The sequence below is a fragment of the Clostridium sp. KNHs216 genome, assembly GCF_006714885.1.
In the GTDB taxonomy this organism is placed as follows: domain Bacteria; phylum Bacillota; class Clostridia; order Oscillospirales; family Acutalibacteraceae; genus Caproiciproducens.
In genome coordinates this window covers 2,386,373-2,403,271 of the sequence record NZ_VFMF01000001.1, presented here as the reverse complement: position 1 = coordinate 2,403,271, position 16,899 = coordinate 2,386,373, and the positions used below count along the sequence as shown (strand labels likewise).

Sequence of the window (16,899 nt, the reverse complement as noted above, 5' to 3'; positions counted from 1 at the left end):
CAAATAACCTATTACTCATTAAGTAAATATCTTTTATAAATGATATTTACTTAAGTGGTTAAATCATAAGGCTTTTTTCGAATGAAGTCAATACTATTTTGTCTATTTTTTACTTTTTAGAAATACTGTCCAATATTATTTTGTTGTTTTTATACATTAAGCACGAATCAGATGTTCTCAATATACTCTTTGATATAGTGCCAGGCTACGCCCATCATATCGGCTCTGCGCGGATAGCGGCACAATCTGACGTATTCCGCATTGTCCTCAAACGTATTTCTTTCCGAGACCATGCTCCTTAGCTCCGGCATATACGGTTCCAGATATTGGGCCAGAAATCCCCCCAGAATCACGTCACAGTCCAGCGCCATGCGAATATTGTTGATCCCGACGGACAGGTGCTCCAGAAGGTCCTGCCAAAGCGCCTGATATTCCGGATTTCCCTTTTCAAGATCTTCAAAAAATTCCTCAACCGTGATTCCGAGCTTTGCACTGATTCGCAGCGCCGAACAATACGACTCCAGACAGCCTTTTTTTCCGCAGTTGCACGGAAGCCCGCCCGGTTCCACGCACATGTGGCCGAACTCCCCGCTTCTTTTGTTCTTCCCAAAATACGGCGCCCCATTGATGAAAACCGCCCCGCCAACACCGTTTTCCAAATAAAGATAAGCAATATCGCTGCCTACGGCATTTCTCGACTCAAACCATTCGGCAAATCCGCCGCTGGTCCCGTCGTTTTCAATGTAGGTCGGATAGGGGATCGGCTCCCGGATCGTACCAAGGCTGATATCACGCATCCGCAGGGTCGGCGACAGTTTCACTTCGTCCTTTTCTTCATCCAGAACCGCCGGCAGCGTGATTCCAACACCCAGCAGCCGGCTGCGGTCCAGCCGGTTCCTGTCTAAAAAAATTTCCAATTCATCCCTGATCAACCTGCCGATATCGTCTCCTTTTAACGACCCCATCTCGATTTTCTGATAGGCCAGTTCTTCCTGCTTTAAATCTGACGCAAGAAAGCGCAGTTTATCCGCGGTGATCGAGATTCCCACCGCAAACTTGAGATCGCTGACGACGCAATACCCGACCGGGCGGCGGCCTCCCGTGGATTTCTGTACCTGTCCCACCCGAATTAATCCGGCGTTCAGCAGTTCCGTGATATTCTGGTGGACCGTCGGCAGGCTCAGCTTCAGCTGCTGTGCGATCTCCTGTTTGGAGGGAGGCGTTTCGGATTCATAAATAAAATTGTAAATACTGTTTCGAGTCAGCCGTCGCCTTTCGGTAACAGGCATTTTTAAATCTTTCATACTATTTAATCTCCATCTTTTGCAAAAGTACTTTATATATTACACTATCTATTTCCTGATTTGTCAATCATTATTTGAATGAGTAACCGACCGCCGGCTGTGGAGCACGGTAATTTTTTTCCCGGCGCATTTGACCGTCCCAATCGGAAAACCGGCAAAACAACATTAAGCACTCAAAAACAAAAAGCAGCAGGGACAAGGCAAGCCCTGTCCCTGCTGCTTTTCAAACATCCTGTTATTGCCGGTAAAAGAGCTGTCGGCAGCTTATCATCTGCTGGTTCCCATTGCGCGCGCTGGCCTATACCCCCAAGGTATTGATTCTGGTTGAACCAACCACCGTCCTTACCAATAGCTAAAATAGATGCCCTGATTGAAGAAATAAGGCGGGATAATTTATCAAGGCATAAGTAAAGTTTTTCCTAACTTACCGGACTAGTTATTGGTTCATCATTCCAATCACAATACCGAAAAAACAAAACACGCCCCATGCAAGCATAAAACCGTTGACACCCATGAGATTCAACAGGTTTATAAAGACACCGACTCCTAAGAGAAGAAAAAAACTGTAGATTTTGCGGCTGATCTTATCCGTTATATTGCGTTTAAGAAGAAAAGCTGCAACAGCCGCAAGTGCCGCGATAAACCCGGCGAACAATGATCCGCCTATCCCTGCATGACCTGACATTTTTACCAATATGGCAACTATAATGGTTACTACCGCACCAATCCAGCCGGCTGCTTTATCCTGCTGCCGGTTTTCCCTTTCCATCTCAACAATATTTCCCATTATTTCCGTAATTTCACTTTTTGATAATTCATCCTTTTTGTTTTCTGTTTCTGCTTTTTCAGAACGCATCAGTTCCAGTATGGATACACCCAAAGCGTCAGCTATCGGCTCAAGTATTTTTATATCCGGAAAGCCTAATCCTCGTTCCCACCGGCTGACCGCTTTGTCGGTGACTTGCAATTTCATAGCCAAGTCCGCCTGCGTCATCTTTTTTTCTTTTCGGCTTTCCGCTATAAAAGCACCAAATTTATGTGCGTCCATTCAGTCGCCTCCCCATGCCCCTATGGTAATCCATTCCGACAGCAAAAGCAACCGATCCTTCATTTACCGCTGTCATGCGCCCATTCTACGCATTGTTTACCTATCAATCTTTCTCAGACAAAAGTTTTCATCGCGGCACAAAACAAGACGCACATCACAAAGGGAAGCACGCGAATTGAGCCCGGCTTCAAGCTGGTGGCGCTCCTGGAGGGACTCGGGTGTGGAACGCTCTACCCGCGTTCCGGACGCAGCGCGTCTTTCGCGCCTACAGCGGCGGTCTCCGAAAGCGTCCTGAAAAAACTTTCATACAGAGTCCTGCATAAAAAGAATTGCTGCTTAGAATTTCACCTCTGCACCGGGGTTTTCGCCTTATTTTTGGCGCGCCCGGAGGGACTCGGGTGTTGGCACGCTCTACCCGCGTTCCGCGGCCTTTTTTCTTTTTTACGGCTCACAAAGTCTTCCCCGTTCTACCCAACTTGTACCGGGATTTTCGCCTCGTGGCAGACAAAAAATAAGGACAGGGGCAAAAGCCCTGTCCTTATTTTTGGCGCGCCCGGAGGGACTCGAACCCGCGACCTCTTGATTCGTAGTCAAGCACTCTATCCAGCTGAGCTACGAGCGCATTTTGCGGCTTTGTTTTAAGCCGCCTAAGTATCATATCACATTTAGCGGGGATTTGCAACTTATTTTTTCAATCCGACGGATTCCTTCTGAAATTGCCCGCACTCCGGCCCGACCGCTTTTGCCGTTTCCTTTTTCAGCAAAACGGCACAGTCCTCCGGATTCAGATACAGCATATTGTTCGCGTCCGGCACCACGCCGATCACCGCGCGGGACTGCCGCCATTCTTCGGGAACCCGCACGCCGTGGCCTTCCGCCCCCGCGTTGACGACACAGAGCAGGCCGACCGCTTCGTCCCGGCGGAGATACCCCATGCAGGAGCCGTCGGCAAGGAACGGAAAAAAATCCCCTTCCCTGAGCGCGGAACAATTGCGGCGCAGTCTGCCCAGCAGGCGGTACCACTCCACCAGTTCCTTCTCTTCCCGCCCCCACGGGTAACAGGCCCGGTTGAACGGGTCGCGGTAGCCTTCCATTCCGGCCTCGTCGCCGTAGTAAATACAGGGTACGCCGGGCAGGGTGAACTGCATCAGCGAGGCAAGCCGCATCAGGCGCAGGCCGCGGCGGCGGCGCTCCCTTGTCAGGTGTGCGGCGCTCTGCCACTCGCGTCCGCGCCCGTCCAGAGGCTCGCCCGCAAGCATGGTGAGCGCGCGTTCGGTGTCGTGCGTGCCGATATGGTTCATCAGCAGGCGGACGACCTGCGGCGGGTAATTTTCCAGAATGCCGAGGATGATTTCCATCATATCCCCGGCGTCAGCCCCGGTCAGAAAGCCCAGAATCGCGCTGCGGAACGGGTAGTTCATCACGCTGTCGAGCTGGTTACCCAAAAGGTACCGGCGCCTTTGTCCATAGGCCGTCTTATTGGACGCGTCCTCCCAGACCTCACCCAGAATCAGCGCGTCGCTCTTTTGCGCTTTTGCCGCCGTGCGAAGTTCGTCCAGAAAGAAGTCCGGCAGTTCGTCGGCAACGTCCAGCCGCCAGCCCGCCGCGCCCGCGGAAAGCCACTTCCGGATGATGCCGTTTTCGCCGTTGATATATTCCCGGTAGGAGGGCTCGCTCTCGTTCACGCAGGGCAGGGTAATGAAATTCCACCAGCAGTCGTATTCCTTCGGCCAGTGCTGGAAGTTGTACCAGGGATAGTACGGCGAATTTTTGGAATGGTACGCGCCGGGGGCGGCGTAGCGGTCCTGCCGGTTAAAGTAGACGCTGTCGCTGCCCGTGTGGTTGAAAACGCCGTCCAGCACCACCCGGATGCCCGCCTTTTCGGCGGCGGCGCACAGTCGGGTGAAATCCTGCTCGTTTCCCAGCAGGGGGTCTATTTTGGAATAGTCCGCCGTGTCGTACCGGTGGTTGGAGTGGGACTCGAAAATCGGGTTCAGGTACAGGCAGGTGACGCCCAGCGACTGAAGGTAGGGGAGCTTTTCCTCAATTCCGCGCAGGTCGCCGCCGAAATAGTCGGTGTTGGTGATCCTGCCGTCCTCATTGGGCCGCCAGTCGGGCTGTTCCTGCCAGCTTTCGTGCAGCTTCCGGTCGGCGGGAACGCCGGTTTTCGGCTGCGCCGAGCGGGCGAACCGGTCCGGAAAAATCTGGTACAGGATGCCGCCGGCAAGCCAGTCCGGGGTGGCAAACTCCCGGTCATAGGCCGTCAGCTGCCAGAAGCGGGCCGCGTCGCTGAAAACGCCCTCTCCGCCGCGGCCGCGCGTGATCTGCAGGGTTCCGCGTTCGGTATCAATCTGGAACCGGTAAAAGAAAAGCCCCGGTTTTTCCGGCGTAAAGTGGCACTCCCACCATTCGCCGTCGTCTCCGTTCATACCGCACCAGAACATGCCCCGGACCATTTCTTCTCCGGTAAAGCCGTCCTTTATCGTCAGCCGCGCCGCGCTGCAGTGCAGCGCACGCGTCAGGGTAATCTTAAAATGCACCGGTGTGCCGTCCGCCACCGCCCCAACGGGGTCGCGGAACACCGGATCGCGGGAATCAAACATGGATATTCCTCCCAGGAAGCTTTCCAGTTATTTGCTCTTTCTGCCCGGACGTACGCGTCTGACCGGAACCTCCTGCTTTACGGCTTCCGGCAGGGGCTGGGCGTGCCAAATTTTTTCCGCGTACTCGCGGATCGCGCGGTCCGCCGCGAAACGGCCCGCGTTCGCGGTATTGACCAGACACATACGCTGCCAGCCCTTCGCGTCGCCGTAAAGGGCTTCCGCCCTTTTCTGCGCGTTCGCGTAGGAATCGAAATCCGCCAGCACCATATAGGGGTCGTGATTCAGCAGGGAATCGGCGATATCGTTGAATTTTACGCAGCAAAAGCCGGTGTTCAGCTCTTCGACCGCCTGTTTAATGGCCGGGCTGCCGTTGAAGTACGTCCTTGGGTCATAGTTTGGCTTGAGCGCGTCGACCTCCGCCGCCGTCATGCCGAACAGGAGGATGTTGTCGTCGCCGACCGCGTCGTGGATTTCGACATTCGCCCCGTCCAGTGTACCGATGGTGACCGCCCCGTTAATCATGAATTTCATGTTGCTGGTGCCGGAGGCCTCGGTCCCCGCGAGCGAAATCTGCTCGCTCAGGTCGGCGGCGGGGGTCAGCAGTTCCGCGAGCGTCACGCGGTAGTCCTCCAGATAAACGACCCTCATCTTCTGATTGACCCGCGGGTCGTTGTTGATGGTATTGCCCAGGTCAACGATCAGACGGATCATCTGTTTTGCGAAATAGTAGCCCGGCGCGGCCTTCGCGCCGAAAATATAGGTATGGGGGGTGAATTCCGCGTCGGGATTCTCCCGCAGCCACTGGTAGACCGACAGGATATGCAGGGCGTTCAGATGCTGGCGCTTGTATTCGTGCATGCGCTTGACCTGTACGTCGAAAATGGAGTCGGGGTCCACGTCCAGACAGTTTTCCCTTTTGATATACTCAGCGAGGCGGAGCTTGTTTTCCCGCTTGACCTTCGCCATCTGCTCCAGAACCGAAGCGTCGTCCGCGTAGCGCGCAAGCTTTTGCAGCTGCGCGGCGTCGTAAAGGTAGCCGTCGCCGATCAGCCCGGTGATCAGCTTCGAAAGCCCGGGATTCGCCTGGTTCAGCCAGCGGCGGTGGGCGATGCCGTTGGTCACGTTCGTGAATTTCTCCGGCATCTCGGTATAAAAATCGTTGAATACGGTATTTTTCAGAATATTGCTGTGGAGCTGCGATACTCCGTTGACGCTGTGGCTGCTGACGACCGCAAGGTTCGCCATTTTGACGTAGCCGTCGTTCAGCGGGGCCATACGGCCCACCTTGTAGCCGTCCACGCCCTTTTCGTGCATCTGCGCGCAGAAACGGCGGTTGATCTCCTCCACAAGCTGGTAGATGCGGGGCAGGCGGGATTTGAACAGTTCGACCCCCCAGCACTCCAGCGCCTCCTTCATGACCGTGTGGTTCGTATAGGCGACGGTGCGGGTGACGATATCCCAGGCCGCGTCCCAGCCGTAGCCGCACTCGTCCAGCATCACGCGCATCATTTCCGGGATGGCGAGCACCGGGTGGGTGTCGTTCAGGTGGATGGCCACCAGATCCGGCAGGTTGTCGAGCGTGCTGTATTTGAACAGGTGGCGGCGGATGATATCCTGAATGGTCGCGGAAACCAGAAAATACTGCTGCGAAAGGCGCAGGCTCTTTCCCTCCATGTGGTTGTCCTCGGGGTAAAGCACCTTGGTGATGACCTCCGCCATGGCGTTCTGCTCCATGGCGCGCAGATAGTCGCCGCTGTTGAACAGCTTCATGTCGAACTCGGTGGAGCTTGCCGCCCAGACACGCAGGCGGCTGATGCCGCGTCCATCCATCCCGGCGACGTACATGTCATACGGCACCGCGGTCACCTTTGTAAAATCCTTATGGTTCACCACATGGTACTGGTTGTTCCAGAATTCCTCGATATGTCCGTTAAAGCGGACCTCCACGCTTTTTTCCGGCACCGCCTGCATCCAGATTTTCCCGCCCGGAAGCCAGAAATCGGGCAGCTCCGTCTGCCAGCCGTCCACCAGCTTCTGGCGGAAGATGCCGTACTCATAGCGCAGGGAATACCCCGTGGCGGGGTAGCCCTGTGTGGCCAGGGCGTCCAGGAAACAGGCGGCAAGCCTGCCCAGCCCGCCGTTGCCCAGCCCGGCGTCCGGCTCCTGCTCGTAAAGACAGTCCAGCTTCAGCCCCAGCTCGCCCAGCGCTTTGCGGAAGTCCTCCTCGAGCCCGAGGTTGAACAGATTGTTTTTCAGCGAACGGCCCAGCAGGAATTCCATACAAAGATAGTAAACCTGCTTGGTATGGGTTTTCTCCGCCTCCGCCATATATTCGCTCCGGCCCGCGGCCATCAAATCGCGCACGGTGAGCGCGACCGCTTTGTAACACTGTTCGTCGGTCGCGTTTTCAAGGCTGACGCCGAAAACACGGTCGAGCGTAGACAGGATCGTTTCCTTGATTTTTCCGACCGGCTGTCTGTAATTCATAATGATGTCCTCCATAAATAAGGGAAACGCCGCGAAAATTCCGGCGCTTCCGGATATGATGCCGATGATTTTCCCGTTTGGGACTCCGATATGCCAATATCGAATTTGTGTCTATTATATACCAATATCCGCAGTTTTTCAACAGCAGCGTCGGGAAGCACGGATTTCACCGAAAAATCCGGAAAACAAAAGACACAGAGCCGATTTCTTCTGTTTTCTCCCGCAAAATTATTCTTTTGTTATTACAACGTATTTTCGGCTTAAAATTGTACAATATTCACAAAACCGTAAAGCAAAGAAAAGCATATCCGCCGCTTTTTCCGTAAGAAACTACAATTCCATTTGCGCACAAACGCGGCGAGGGCCTGCCGGTCGGGAAGCGCCTACGGCGGACTCGACTGCAAACAAATGATGAACCGATAGCTAATCCCGTCGTTCTAAACAGCGCTGGGAATTCAAAATTTCCCTGCACCCCCAAGGTATCCCCAAAACACCCTGTGTGGCACAATATTGTTGTGGCTTTCATTGACGGAGAGAGTCACTTCCCCTTCTCCCCTTAGAGCATCGCCGTAGGCGCATCCCGACCGGCAGGTCCGTAAAAAATCGTGAAAGCTCTTTCATATTATGTTATAATATACTATAATGTAAACAATTCCAAATTCGCTGTTGTGTGAAAGGGTATGACTTCATGAGTAAAAACAGAGTGAAATTGAATATTTGCGGCTGTGAGTGCGTCATCAGCTCGGACGACAGCGAGAGCTACGTACGCTCGATCGGCGACGAAGTGGAGAAGGCCATGGACGATATCACGGGCAAAAACGAACGTGTTTCCATCACCATGGCGGCCGTTATTACGGCGCTCCGCTACTGTGACGAAGCCCACAAATCCGCGGGCGGGGCGGACAACCTCCGCTCCCAGATCAAGGATTATCTGGAGGATTCCTCCCACGCGCGTATGGAGGCCGAGGAAGCCCGGCGGGAAATCGAGCGCCTGAAACGGGAAATCCAGACCCTTCGCGCACGTTTGTCGGAGGGCGGAGAGCCCGCCGCGGACAAGCCCGCACCGGAGGTCCGCGCGCAGAAACCGGTCGTTCCCGGCTCCCCCGTACAAAGGCCGCAGGCGGGCAGCTATTCCCGCGTGAATCCGGACATCACCGCCGAACAGGAAGGCTTTATGAGCTTCTTTGAAAAGAAAAATGACGAACAGTAATATAGAGGTTCTGGCCCCCGCCGGGTCGCCGGAAAGCCTGACCGCCGCGGTGCGCGCGGGGGCGGACGCGGTGTATCTGGGCGGAAGCGCGTTCAGCGCGAGGGCCGGCGCCAAAAACTTTGACAGCGGCGAGTTAAAATCCGCCGTGGAGTACTGCCATGCCCGCGGGGTAAAGGTCTACCTTGCGGTCAACACCCTTCTTTTGCAGGACGAGCTGCAAAAAGCGCTCGATTTTGTTTCCTACACCTGCACCCTGCCGGTGGACGCACTGATCGTACAGGACACGGGCCTGATCTGGCTTTTGCAAAAATGCGCGCCCGGCCTGCGGCTGCACGCTTCCACCCAGATGAGTATCCACACCCCGCTGGGCGCTTGTGCGCTTTCCGAAGCGGGAATCAAGCGCGTGGTGCTTTCCCGCGAGCTGTCGCTCCGGGAAATCGGGGAAATCCATCGGGCAACCCCCGTGGAGCTGGAAGCCTTTGTCCACGGCGCGCTGTGCATGTCCGTCAGCGGGCAGTGCTACTTCAGCTCCGTGCTCGGCTCCCGCAGCGGGAACCGCGGCCTTTGCGCCCAGCCCTGCCGGCTGCCGTTTTCCGTTACCGGCGGAACGGGACATGATCTGAGCTTAAAGGACCTTTCCATGATCAGCCGTATGGACGAGCTGAGCCGCGCAGGCATTGTCAGCGCGAAAATAGAGGGCCGCATGAAACGGCCGGAATACGTCGCCGCGGCAGCGCGCGCGAGCCGGCTGGCGGCGGACGGCGAACCGGTTTCCCCGGAGCTGGTGAAAAACCTGGGCGCGGTCTTTTCCCGTTCGGGCTTTACCACCGGATATCTGGACGGGAAGCTGGGCCGCGACATGTTCGGCGTGCGCTCCAGGGAGGACGTGACCGGCGCGACCGGCGCGGTTTTCGCCGAACTGCACAGCCTTTACAACCACGAATACCAGAGGATTCCGGTCTCTTTCCGTCTGACCATTCAAAAGGAGCAGCCGGTGGTACTTTTTGCCGCTGACCGCGACGGGCGGACGGCCCGCGTTTCCCTCGGCGAAACGCCCCAGCCCGCGCTCAGCCGCGCGATCGACGAAGAGCGCTGCGCCGAACAGCTTAAAAAGACGGGCGGCACGCCGTTTTACGCCGACGAAATCGTCTGTGAGATCGGGGAGGGGCTTTCCGTCCCGGTTTCTTCCCTGAACAGGCTGCGCCGGGAGGCACTGGAAAAGCTGGAGCAGCTGCGCACGTGCCGCGCGGAGATTCCGTTCCAAATGTGCCGGATTCCCGAAGCGGGCACCCACACGGCAAAAAAACTGCGGCTGCGCGCGCGGTTCGCAAACACCGATCTTCCGCCCGCTGCAAAGCAATGTGAACTCGTTTATCTTCCGTATGATACGGATTTGGATATTCTTCAAAAATTAAAAGCAGACGGCTATTCCGTCGCACTGGAAATCCCGCGCGGCATGTTCGGGATGGAAAAAGCCGTCCAGTCGCGGCTTTCCGCCGCGAAAGAAGTCGGATTTTCTGACGTTTGGGCGGGGACCCTCGGCGCGGCGGCGCTCGGCCGCGTGCTGGGGCTGACCGTACACGGCGGCTTTTCGCTCAACATCACCAATACGGCGGCGCTTCTCTGGCACAGTGAATTCGGGCTGGCGGACACGGAGCTTTCCTTTGAGCTGACGCTTGCGCAGGCCGCCGCCGTCGGCGGGGAGCTGACGAGGGGGCTTCTGCTCTACGGACGGCTGCCGCTGATGCTGACGCGCAACTGTCCCGCGGCGAACGCGGACGGCTGTAAAAACTGTGAAACCGCGCCGTTCCTGACCGACCGGAAAGGAATCCGGTTCCCCGTCCAGTGTTACGGGGCGTGCAGCGAGGTCCTCAATTCCGTTCCTCTCTATATGGCCGACCGGCTTCGGGAGGTACGCAATCAGGATTTCGGAGTGCTGCGCTTTACCACCGAATCCGCACGGGAGGCGGAGGAGATCATCGGCCGGTATCTGGCCGGTTCCCCGGATGACGGGGAACACACCCGCGGGCTTTACTACCGGGGAATAGAATAGGGGTATCATATGACTGAGCATGTTTTAAAAATTAAAAAACTGAGGCAGAACGCCGTCACGCCGACCCGCGCAAGCGAGGGCGCCGCCGGGTTCGACCTGTACGCCTGTCTGGACGCGCCGATCACCATTGAGCCGCGCGGGCTTTACAAGATTCCCACGGGAATCGCCATCGCGCTGCCGGATGAAAACACGGTCGGGCTGATCTTTGCCCGCAGCGGGCTGGGCGTCAACCATGGCGTTTCCCTTCCCAACGCGGTCGGTGTGATCGACAGCGACTACCGCGGCGAAATCCTGGTCGGAATGACCAACTGCAGCGACAAACCCTACACGCTCCAGCCGGGCGAACGCTGCGCGCAGCTTGTGGTGACGCCGGTGCTGCTGCCCGTTCTGGAAGAAACCGACGATCTTGGCGAGACCGCGCGGGGCACGGGTGCTTTCGGCTCCACGGGAAAGAGAGGGCTGCAAAAATGAAAAAGGGCGTTCTGAAAACAATTTTGTTGATTATTCTGCTTGTATTGGCGGTGGTTTTGGGGCAGATTATTGGTACGGCCTGCGCCGGAATCCATTATCTTTCCTGGCTGGGCGCCGCGGCGGACTTCGGACTGTCCACCACCGAGCTGAACCTCTCCATTATAAAAATCACCTTCGGCATCCGGCTTGGAATCAACGCGGCGCAGTCGATTCTGGCGCTGGCCGCGGTCATCGCCGTTATTCTCATCAAAGTGAAGGAATAGGAGGATACCCATGTTGCTGCTTGCATCTACTTCGCCGCGCCGCAGCGAGCTGCTGAAAATGGCCGGCTACGAATTCACCGCCGCGCCCTCGGATGTCAGCGAGGGATATCTGCGCGGAACCCCTCCCATGCAGATTGTCGAGCTGCTCGCCGCCCGGAAAGCGGAAGCGGTGGCAAAGCAGAACCCGCAGGACACCGTCCTCGGGGCGGACACCGTCGTTGTTTTCAAGGGCCGCGTGCTGGGCAAACCGAAGGACGCGGAGGAAGCCAAAGCGATGCTCCGGCTCCTGTCCGGAAACGTCCATCAGGTATACACCGGCTACTGCATCATCAGCGGCAAAGAGCTGATCCGCGGGCACGAGTGCACCTCGGTGGAATTTTACCCGCTGAGCGAAAACGAAATCAGCGCCTACTGTGAAACAAAGGAACCGATGGACAAAGCCGGCGCGTACGCCATACAGGGGCGCGGCGCGCTGTTTATCAAGCGGATAGATGGGGACTTTTACAATGTAATGGGCCTGCCGATCGGCAAAATCAACCGTATTCTGACCGGGCTTAAAAATTCATCGAAAGAAAATTTATAAATATTGCGCGCTTTCTGAATTAATAGTTGAGAAATGACTCTTTTGAGGTTATAATAAATACTATCTGAAACAATGAAGCGATATTATTTTTTTGCCAGGTTTGAAAGGGGAAAATGACTCATGTTTTCAAAAGATATAGGAATAGATTTGGGCACCGCAAATACGCTGGTTTTTATGAAGGGAAAAGGAATCGTCATGCGCGAGCCTTCGGTGGTCGCCGTTGACGTCCGTACCGATACCGTTCTGGCCGTGGGCGCGCAGGCCAAGGAAATGATCGGCCGCACCCCGGGCTCCATCGTCGCGGTCCGCCCGCTGAAGGACGGCGTCATCGCCGACTTCGACATCACCGCCACGATGCTCAAGCACTTTATCCGCAAAGCCGTGAAATCCAACGCGTTTTCCCGCCCGCACATCATCGTCTGTATTCCTTCCGGCGTAACGGAAGTGGAACGCCGCGCGGTGGAGGACGCCGCCCGTCAGGCGGGTGCCAATAACGTCGAGCTGATCGAGGAACCCATGGCCGCGGCCATCGGCGCGGGACTGCCCGTGAGCGAGCCGACCGGCAGCATGGTCGTCGACATCGGCGGCGGCACGGCGGAGGTCGCCGTGATCTCGCTGGGCGATATCGTCACCTCGGTTTCCGTCCGCGTTGCGGGCGATAAATTTGACGAATCCATTATCTCCTACGTAAAAAAGAAGTACAACCTGCTGATCGGCGAGCGCACCGCCGAGGAAATCAAAATCAAGATCGGCTCCGCTTTCCCGACCGAGGACAACGAGGACGCCACAGTGGAAATCAAGGGGCGCAACCTGGTGGACGGCCTGCCGAAGAACGTGACCATTTCCGCCGAAGAGGTGAGGGAAGCGCTGAGCGACCCGCTGGCGCTAATTATCGACGCGGTGAAATCGACCCTGGAAAAAACCCCGCCGGAGCTTTCCGCGGATATTATAGACCACGGCATCATGCTGACGGGCGGCGGCGCCCTGCTGCGCGGGCTGGACAGGCTGGTCGAACAGGAGACCGGAATGCCCGTCCATATTGCCGAAAGCCCGCTGGACTGTGTTGTTGACGGAACGGGCAAGCTGCTTGAAATCACCATGCCCTCCTCGTATTACAAAAACAACAGAAAATAAGGGGATCACTTCAGCGGAGGGTGAAAGCTCTCCGCTTTTTGCACTTTCAGGAGATCGCGCCAAAGACTTGAAAAGGAGGTGCCGCGTTGAAAGATTTTTTCCATTCCAGGGGATTTAAGGTTCTCATCACCGTTGTGTTCATTATGTTCGGTCTGATGCTTTATACGGCGAGCACCGGCAGTTCCCTTACCGCGAACCTGCTCAGCCTGATTTCCACCCCGATGCAGAGAGTCAGCACCGTCGTCACCAACAACGCCGCCGTCGCGGCGCAGAACGCCACGCGCACCAACGAAGAGCTGGCGGCGGAAAACACAGCGCTGAAAAAGCAGATCGAAGAGCTCAACAAAAAGCTGATCAACTACTACAGCTATCAGCAGGAAAACGCCCAGCTGCGCAAATTTCTGGAGCTGAAGAACGAAAACAAGGATTTCAAACCGGTCTCCGCCGCGGTCATCGGCCGCGACCCGAACGACCTGTTTTATAATTTCCAGATCGACAAGGGATCCCTTGCCGGTATTTCCGTCAACGACCCCGTCATTACCGAAGGCGGCGTGGTCGGCTGGATTTCCAGCGTAAACGCCAGCTACAGCCGGGTCACCACGATCCTTTCCGCGGACACGAAAATCAGCGCCATCGACAAGGTCAACCGCGATTCCGGGGTCATCAGCAGCGACATCAAGTTTGCCGACAAGGGCGTTCTGAAGCTAGGCTACCTGACCGCGGACACGACGGTAAAGCCCGGCGACATCATTGTGACAAGCGGCCTGGGCGGCGTGTTCCCCCGCAACCTTGCCATCGGCACGGTCAACGAGGTAAAGAACGACCCCTACGATGTTTCGCTTTACGCGGAGATCAAGCCTTTTGTGGATGTGAAAACCGTGCGCGACGTCATGGTCATTACCGCCTTTGAGGGACAGGGACAGGCGCTTTCCGACGGCAGCTCTTCCGCTTCCTCGACTGCTTCCTCGGCCGCATCCTCGTCTCCCTCTTCCACCGTTTCTTCCGGGGGGAAATAAGATGGAAAAACTCAAGGTTCTCCGTTATTTCGCCTATACCATTGAAATACTGGTGTTTTACATGGTTCAGGAGACTCCCGGCCTTGTTCCCGACCTGTTCGGCGCACGGCCGGTGCTTTTGATTCCCATCGCGCTCTCCATCGCCCTGTTTGAGAAAGAGACCGCCGCCATGGCTTTCGGCCTGCTGTGCGGGCTGCTGATCGATTTCGGCGCGGGCGGCGTGCTGGGCTTTCACGGCCTTCTGCTCTCCGTCATCTGCTACAGCGTGGGGCTGATCGCCGCAAACCTGATCCAGACAAATTTTCTGACCGCCATGATTACCGCGGTGATTTCCACCGCCGGTGTCGTTTTGCTGCAATGGGTTTTCTTTTACCTGCTGTTCAGCTACTCTCACGCGGCCTACGCGCTGACCGCGCACTATATTCCGCGCTTTCTCTACACGACCGCGTTTATGCCGGTCGCGTACTACTTCAACAGGGCCCTCGCCCTGCAGATACGGACGAAGGAAGAATAGGCCGTACAAAGATTCCTATTTGAATGAAAAGGAGGTTCCGCCTTGGACAAGCTGAAAGGACATTCCCGCTATTGGGCGATGGGGCTGATTATTTTCGCCATCATGGCCGTCTATACCCTGCGCCTTGTGGACTGGCAGATTCTCAACGGCTCCTCCTTTCTGGAGGAGGCAAGCAAAACCAGCACCTCCACCGTCGTCATGGATGCCGCCCGCGGCGAGATCCTCGACTCAAACGGCGTGGGCCTTGCCGTAAACAAAACCGGTTACGCTATTGTGTTCGACCGCGTCTATATGAAGTCCGAGACCCAGAACAACACCATTCACCAGCTGATACAGCTTTTGAACCAGCGGGGAGAAAAATGGACGGACATTTTGCCGATCAAGCTAAACGCCAAAGGGCAGTATGAGTTTGTTTCCGGCATGGACAAGGAAATCGCAACGCTCAAATCGGCGGATTACGCGAATGTGAATTCTTACGCCACTGCGGACCTGTGTATGGCCCACCTGATCGAAAAATACAAGGTCACCGGGTACTCCGCCGAGGAGGCGCGCAATATCGTTTCCGTGCGCTACAATATGACAAAATCCGCTTTCGGAATTTCGGCGCCGTACACCTTTGCCGAAGACGTCAGCCGCGACACCATCGCCATCATCAGCGAAAATTCCTCCCTGCTGCCCGGCGCGACGGGGAAGGTCACCACCGTTCGCCAATACCCGAACGGCAGCCTTCTGCCGCATGTTCTGGGAACCATCGGCTCCATTTCCCGGGAGGAATACGACGAGCTGAAGGACAAGGGCTACGCGTTTAACGACCGGCTTGGAAAGAGCGGCATCGAGCAGGCATTTGAAAGTATGCTGCGCGGCAAAGCCGGGGAAAAAGTGGTGGAAACCACGAACACCGGCGCGCTGGCCTCGGAAACGGTAAAGACCGCGCCGGTTTCCGGCGACACCGTTTATCTGACCGTGGACAGCAGAATCCAGAGCGTCCTCAACGTTTCCCTGGCCAACAACGTAAAGGCGACCCAGGCCAACGGGCGCAAGCTTTCCGCCCAGCGCTACAAGGGGATGTCGAGCGGCCACGGCGAGGACTGCGTCGCGGGCGCGGCGGTGGTGCTGCGGGTAAAGGATTTCTCCGTGCTGGCGGCGTCCACCTATCCGACCTACGACCTGACGGAATACCTGAACGATACCAATTATTACACGTCCCTGATCAACAACAAGGATAAGCCGCTGATCGACCGCGCTTTCAACGGCGTGTTCACCCCCGGCTCCATCATCAAGCCCTATGTTGCGCTGGCCGCGCTGCAGGAAAAAGCGATTACGACCTCCACCCGGCTGGAAGGCAACAGCAAGTACACCCGCTTTGCGGACACCGGCCTGGTTCTGGGCAGTATCGGCAACTACGGCATGATCACCGCGAATTACGCGATCCAGAAGTCCAGCAACTCCTTCTTCTACGAAGTGGGGTACCGGCTGGGAATTACCAATATGAACCTGTACGCCAAGCGCTTCGGGCTGGGCGTAAAAACCGGGATCGAGCTGCACGAAAGCGCCGGAATCCTGGGCGGTCCTTCCGAACGTACCGCCGCGGGCGGCGGCGGATGGTACGACGCCGACACCGTCGAAGCCGCCGTGGGTCAGGCCGACAACAAGTTTACTCCCCTTCAGCTGGCGACCTATACCGCCACGATCGCGAACAACGGCGTGCGCTTAAAACCCCATCTGGTCGGCAAGGTGACCGACTATTCCCGCAAAAACGTGATTTCACAGACCTCTCCCGAAACGGTGGACAATATCGGGGTTTCCCAATCCTACATCGATTACGTCAAGGAGGCCATGCGCAGCGTAGCGACCGCCGGTACGGCGAGCTCCACCTTCAAAAACTACGGGATCGCCATCGCCGCCAAAACCGGTACCGCGGTACAGACCCCGCACTCCGACAACGTTACCTTCGTGGCTTTCGCACCGTACGACAACCCGGAGATCGCCGTGGCGGTCGTGCTGGAGCATGGCGCGACCAGCATGTATTCCAACGCCGTGGCAAAGGACATCCTCGACGCGTACTTCTACGGGAAAACCGTCGACGCCAACGGCAACCTTGTGATGCCGTCCGCTTCCGGCACCGCTTCCTCCGGGGCCTCTTCGGGAACGGCTTCCGGCACGGCGTCGGGGAACCCGTCTTCGTCTTCCTCCGGCTCCTCCGCGGGCTGAGC

At 56.6% G+C, this 16,899-nt stretch carries 13 protein-coding genes and 1 tRNA gene; 9 read left to right on the top strand and 5 right to left on the bottom strand.

All coding sequences use genetic code 11. The features are described from left to right. Positions 1-167 precede the first annotated feature (167 nt). The 5 genes from LY85_RS11685 to LY85_RS11665 all read right to left on the bottom strand — a co-directional run bounded on the left by LY85_RS11685 (position 168) and on the right by LY85_RS11665 (position 7,442). On the bottom strand, positions 168-1,304 hold the full coding sequence (locus LY85_RS11685; RefSeq protein ID WP_038322341.1) for an ROK family transcriptional regulator: 1,137 nt from the start codon (positions 1,302-1,304) through the stop codon (positions 168-170). Positions 1,305-1,740: 436 nt separating this feature from the next. Next, positions 1,741-2,352, bottom strand: a complete 612-nt coding sequence (locus tag LY85_RS11680; RefSeq protein ID WP_141826769.1) for a helix-turn-helix domain-containing protein — start codon at positions 2,350-2,352, stop codon at positions 1,741-1,743. Between the two features lie 545 nt (positions 2,353-2,897). Beyond that, positions 2,898-2,974, bottom strand: a tRNA-Arg gene (locus LY85_RS11675). 61 nt (positions 2,975-3,035) lie between these two features. Beyond that, positions 3,036-4,955 carry a glycoside hydrolase family 13 protein gene (locus LY85_RS11670; protein ID WP_141826768.1) on the bottom strand — a complete coding sequence of 640 codons (1,920 nt, stop codon included), beginning with the start codon at positions 4,953-4,955 and terminating at the stop codon, positions 3,036-3,038. 27 nt (positions 4,956-4,982) lie between these two features. Next, on the bottom strand, positions 4,983-7,442 hold the full coding sequence (locus LY85_RS11665; RefSeq protein ID WP_141826767.1) for a glycogen/starch/alpha-glucan phosphorylase: 2,460 nt from the start codon (positions 7,440-7,442) through the stop codon (positions 4,983-4,985). 688 nt (positions 7,443-8,130) lie between these two features. Here LY85_RS11665 and LY85_RS11660 point away from each other — a divergent pair. From LY85_RS11660 to LY85_RS11620, 9 genes are all read left to right on the top strand, one after another. Beyond that, complete coding sequence (locus LY85_RS11660; RefSeq protein ID WP_038322357.1) at positions 8,131-8,652, top strand: cell division protein ZapA; 522 nt, start codon at positions 8,131-8,133, stop codon at positions 8,650-8,652. Continuing rightward, positions 8,639-10,705: a U32 family peptidase gene (locus tag LY85_RS11655; protein WP_243122539.1), complete on the top strand. Its 2,067-nt coding sequence runs from the start codon at positions 8,639-8,641 to the stop codon at positions 10,703-10,705. Before LY85_RS11660 ends, LY85_RS11655 begins: the two co-directional genes overlap by 14 nt. Positions 10,706-10,714: 9 nt before the next feature. Next, positions 10,715-11,176: a dUTP diphosphatase gene (gene dut / locus LY85_RS11650; RefSeq protein WP_141826766.1), complete on the top strand. Its 462-nt coding sequence runs from the start codon at positions 10,715-10,717 to the stop codon at positions 11,174-11,176. Then, positions 11,173-11,439, top strand: a complete 267-nt coding sequence (locus tag LY85_RS11645; protein WP_038322360.1) for a DUF4321 domain-containing protein — start codon at positions 11,173-11,175, stop codon at positions 11,437-11,439. The genes dut and LY85_RS11645 overlap by 4 nt, the downstream gene beginning before the upstream one ends. Before the next feature lie 10 nt (positions 11,440-11,449). After that, positions 11,450-12,022, top strand: coding sequence for a nucleoside triphosphate pyrophosphatase (locus tag LY85_RS11640; protein WP_141826765.1), 573 nt, complete (start codon positions 11,450-11,452; stop codon positions 12,020-12,022). Positions 12,023-12,142: 120 nt separating this feature from the next. Then, positions 12,143-13,156, top strand: a complete 1,014-nt coding sequence (locus tag LY85_RS11635; RefSeq protein ID WP_038322362.1) for a rod shape-determining protein — start codon at positions 12,143-12,145, stop codon at positions 13,154-13,156. Between the two features lie 86 nt (positions 13,157-13,242). Further along, positions 13,243-14,172, top strand: a complete 930-nt coding sequence (gene mreC, locus LY85_RS11630) for a rod shape-determining protein MreC (protein WP_141826764.1) — start codon at positions 13,243-13,245, stop codon at positions 14,170-14,172. Between the two features lies 1 nt (position 14,173). After that, positions 14,174-14,686: a rod shape-determining protein MreD gene (mreD, locus tag LY85_RS11625; RefSeq protein WP_141826763.1), complete on the top strand. Its 513-nt coding sequence runs from the start codon at positions 14,174-14,176 to the stop codon at positions 14,684-14,686. A 42-nt stretch (positions 14,687-14,728) separates the two neighbouring features. Continuing rightward, positions 14,729-16,897, top strand: coding sequence for a penicillin-binding transpeptidase domain-containing protein (locus tag LY85_RS11620; RefSeq protein WP_141826762.1), 2,169 nt, complete (start codon positions 14,729-14,731; stop codon positions 16,895-16,897). The last annotated feature ends 2 nt before the right edge of the window (positions 16,898-16,899 follow it).

Bases quoted from the DNA above. Each gene is read 5' to 3' on its own strand.
- LY85_RS11685 (WP_038322341.1), bottom strand. From the start codon at position 1,304: ATGAAAGATTTAAAAATGCCTGTTACCGAAAGGCGACGGCTGACTCGA.
- LY85_RS11680 (WP_141826769.1), bottom strand. From the start codon at position 2,352: ATGGACGCACATAAATTTGGTGCTTTTATAGCGGAAAGCCGAAAAGAA.
- LY85_RS11670 (WP_141826768.1), bottom strand. From the start codon at position 4,955: ATGTTTGATTCCCGCGATCCGGTGTTCCGCGACCCCGTTGGGGCGGTG.
- LY85_RS11665 (WP_141826767.1), bottom strand. From the start codon at position 7,442: ATGAATTACAGACAGCCGGTCGGAAAAATCAAGGAAACGATCCTGTCT.
- LY85_RS11660 (WP_038322357.1), top strand. From the start codon at position 8,131: ATGAGTAAAAACAGAGTGAAATTGAATATTTGCGGCTGTGAGTGCGTC.
- LY85_RS11655 (WP_243122539.1), top strand. From the start codon at position 8,639: ATGACGAACAGTAATATAGAGGTTCTGGCCCCCGCCGGGTCGCCGGAA.
- dut (WP_141826766.1), top strand. From the start codon at position 10,715: ATGACTGAGCATGTTTTAAAAATTAAAAAACTGAGGCAGAACGCCGTC.
- LY85_RS11645 (WP_038322360.1), top strand. From the start codon at position 11,173: ATGAAAAAGGGCGTTCTGAAAACAATTTTGTTGATTATTCTGCTTGTA.
- LY85_RS11640 (WP_141826765.1), top strand. From the start codon at position 11,450: ATGTTGCTGCTTGCATCTACTTCGCCGCGCCGCAGCGAGCTGCTGAAA.
- LY85_RS11635 (WP_038322362.1), top strand. From the start codon at position 12,143: ATGTTTTCAAAAGATATAGGAATAGATTTGGGCACCGCAAATACGCTG.
- mreD (WP_141826763.1), top strand. From the start codon at position 14,174: ATGGAAAAACTCAAGGTTCTCCGTTATTTCGCCTATACCATTGAAATA.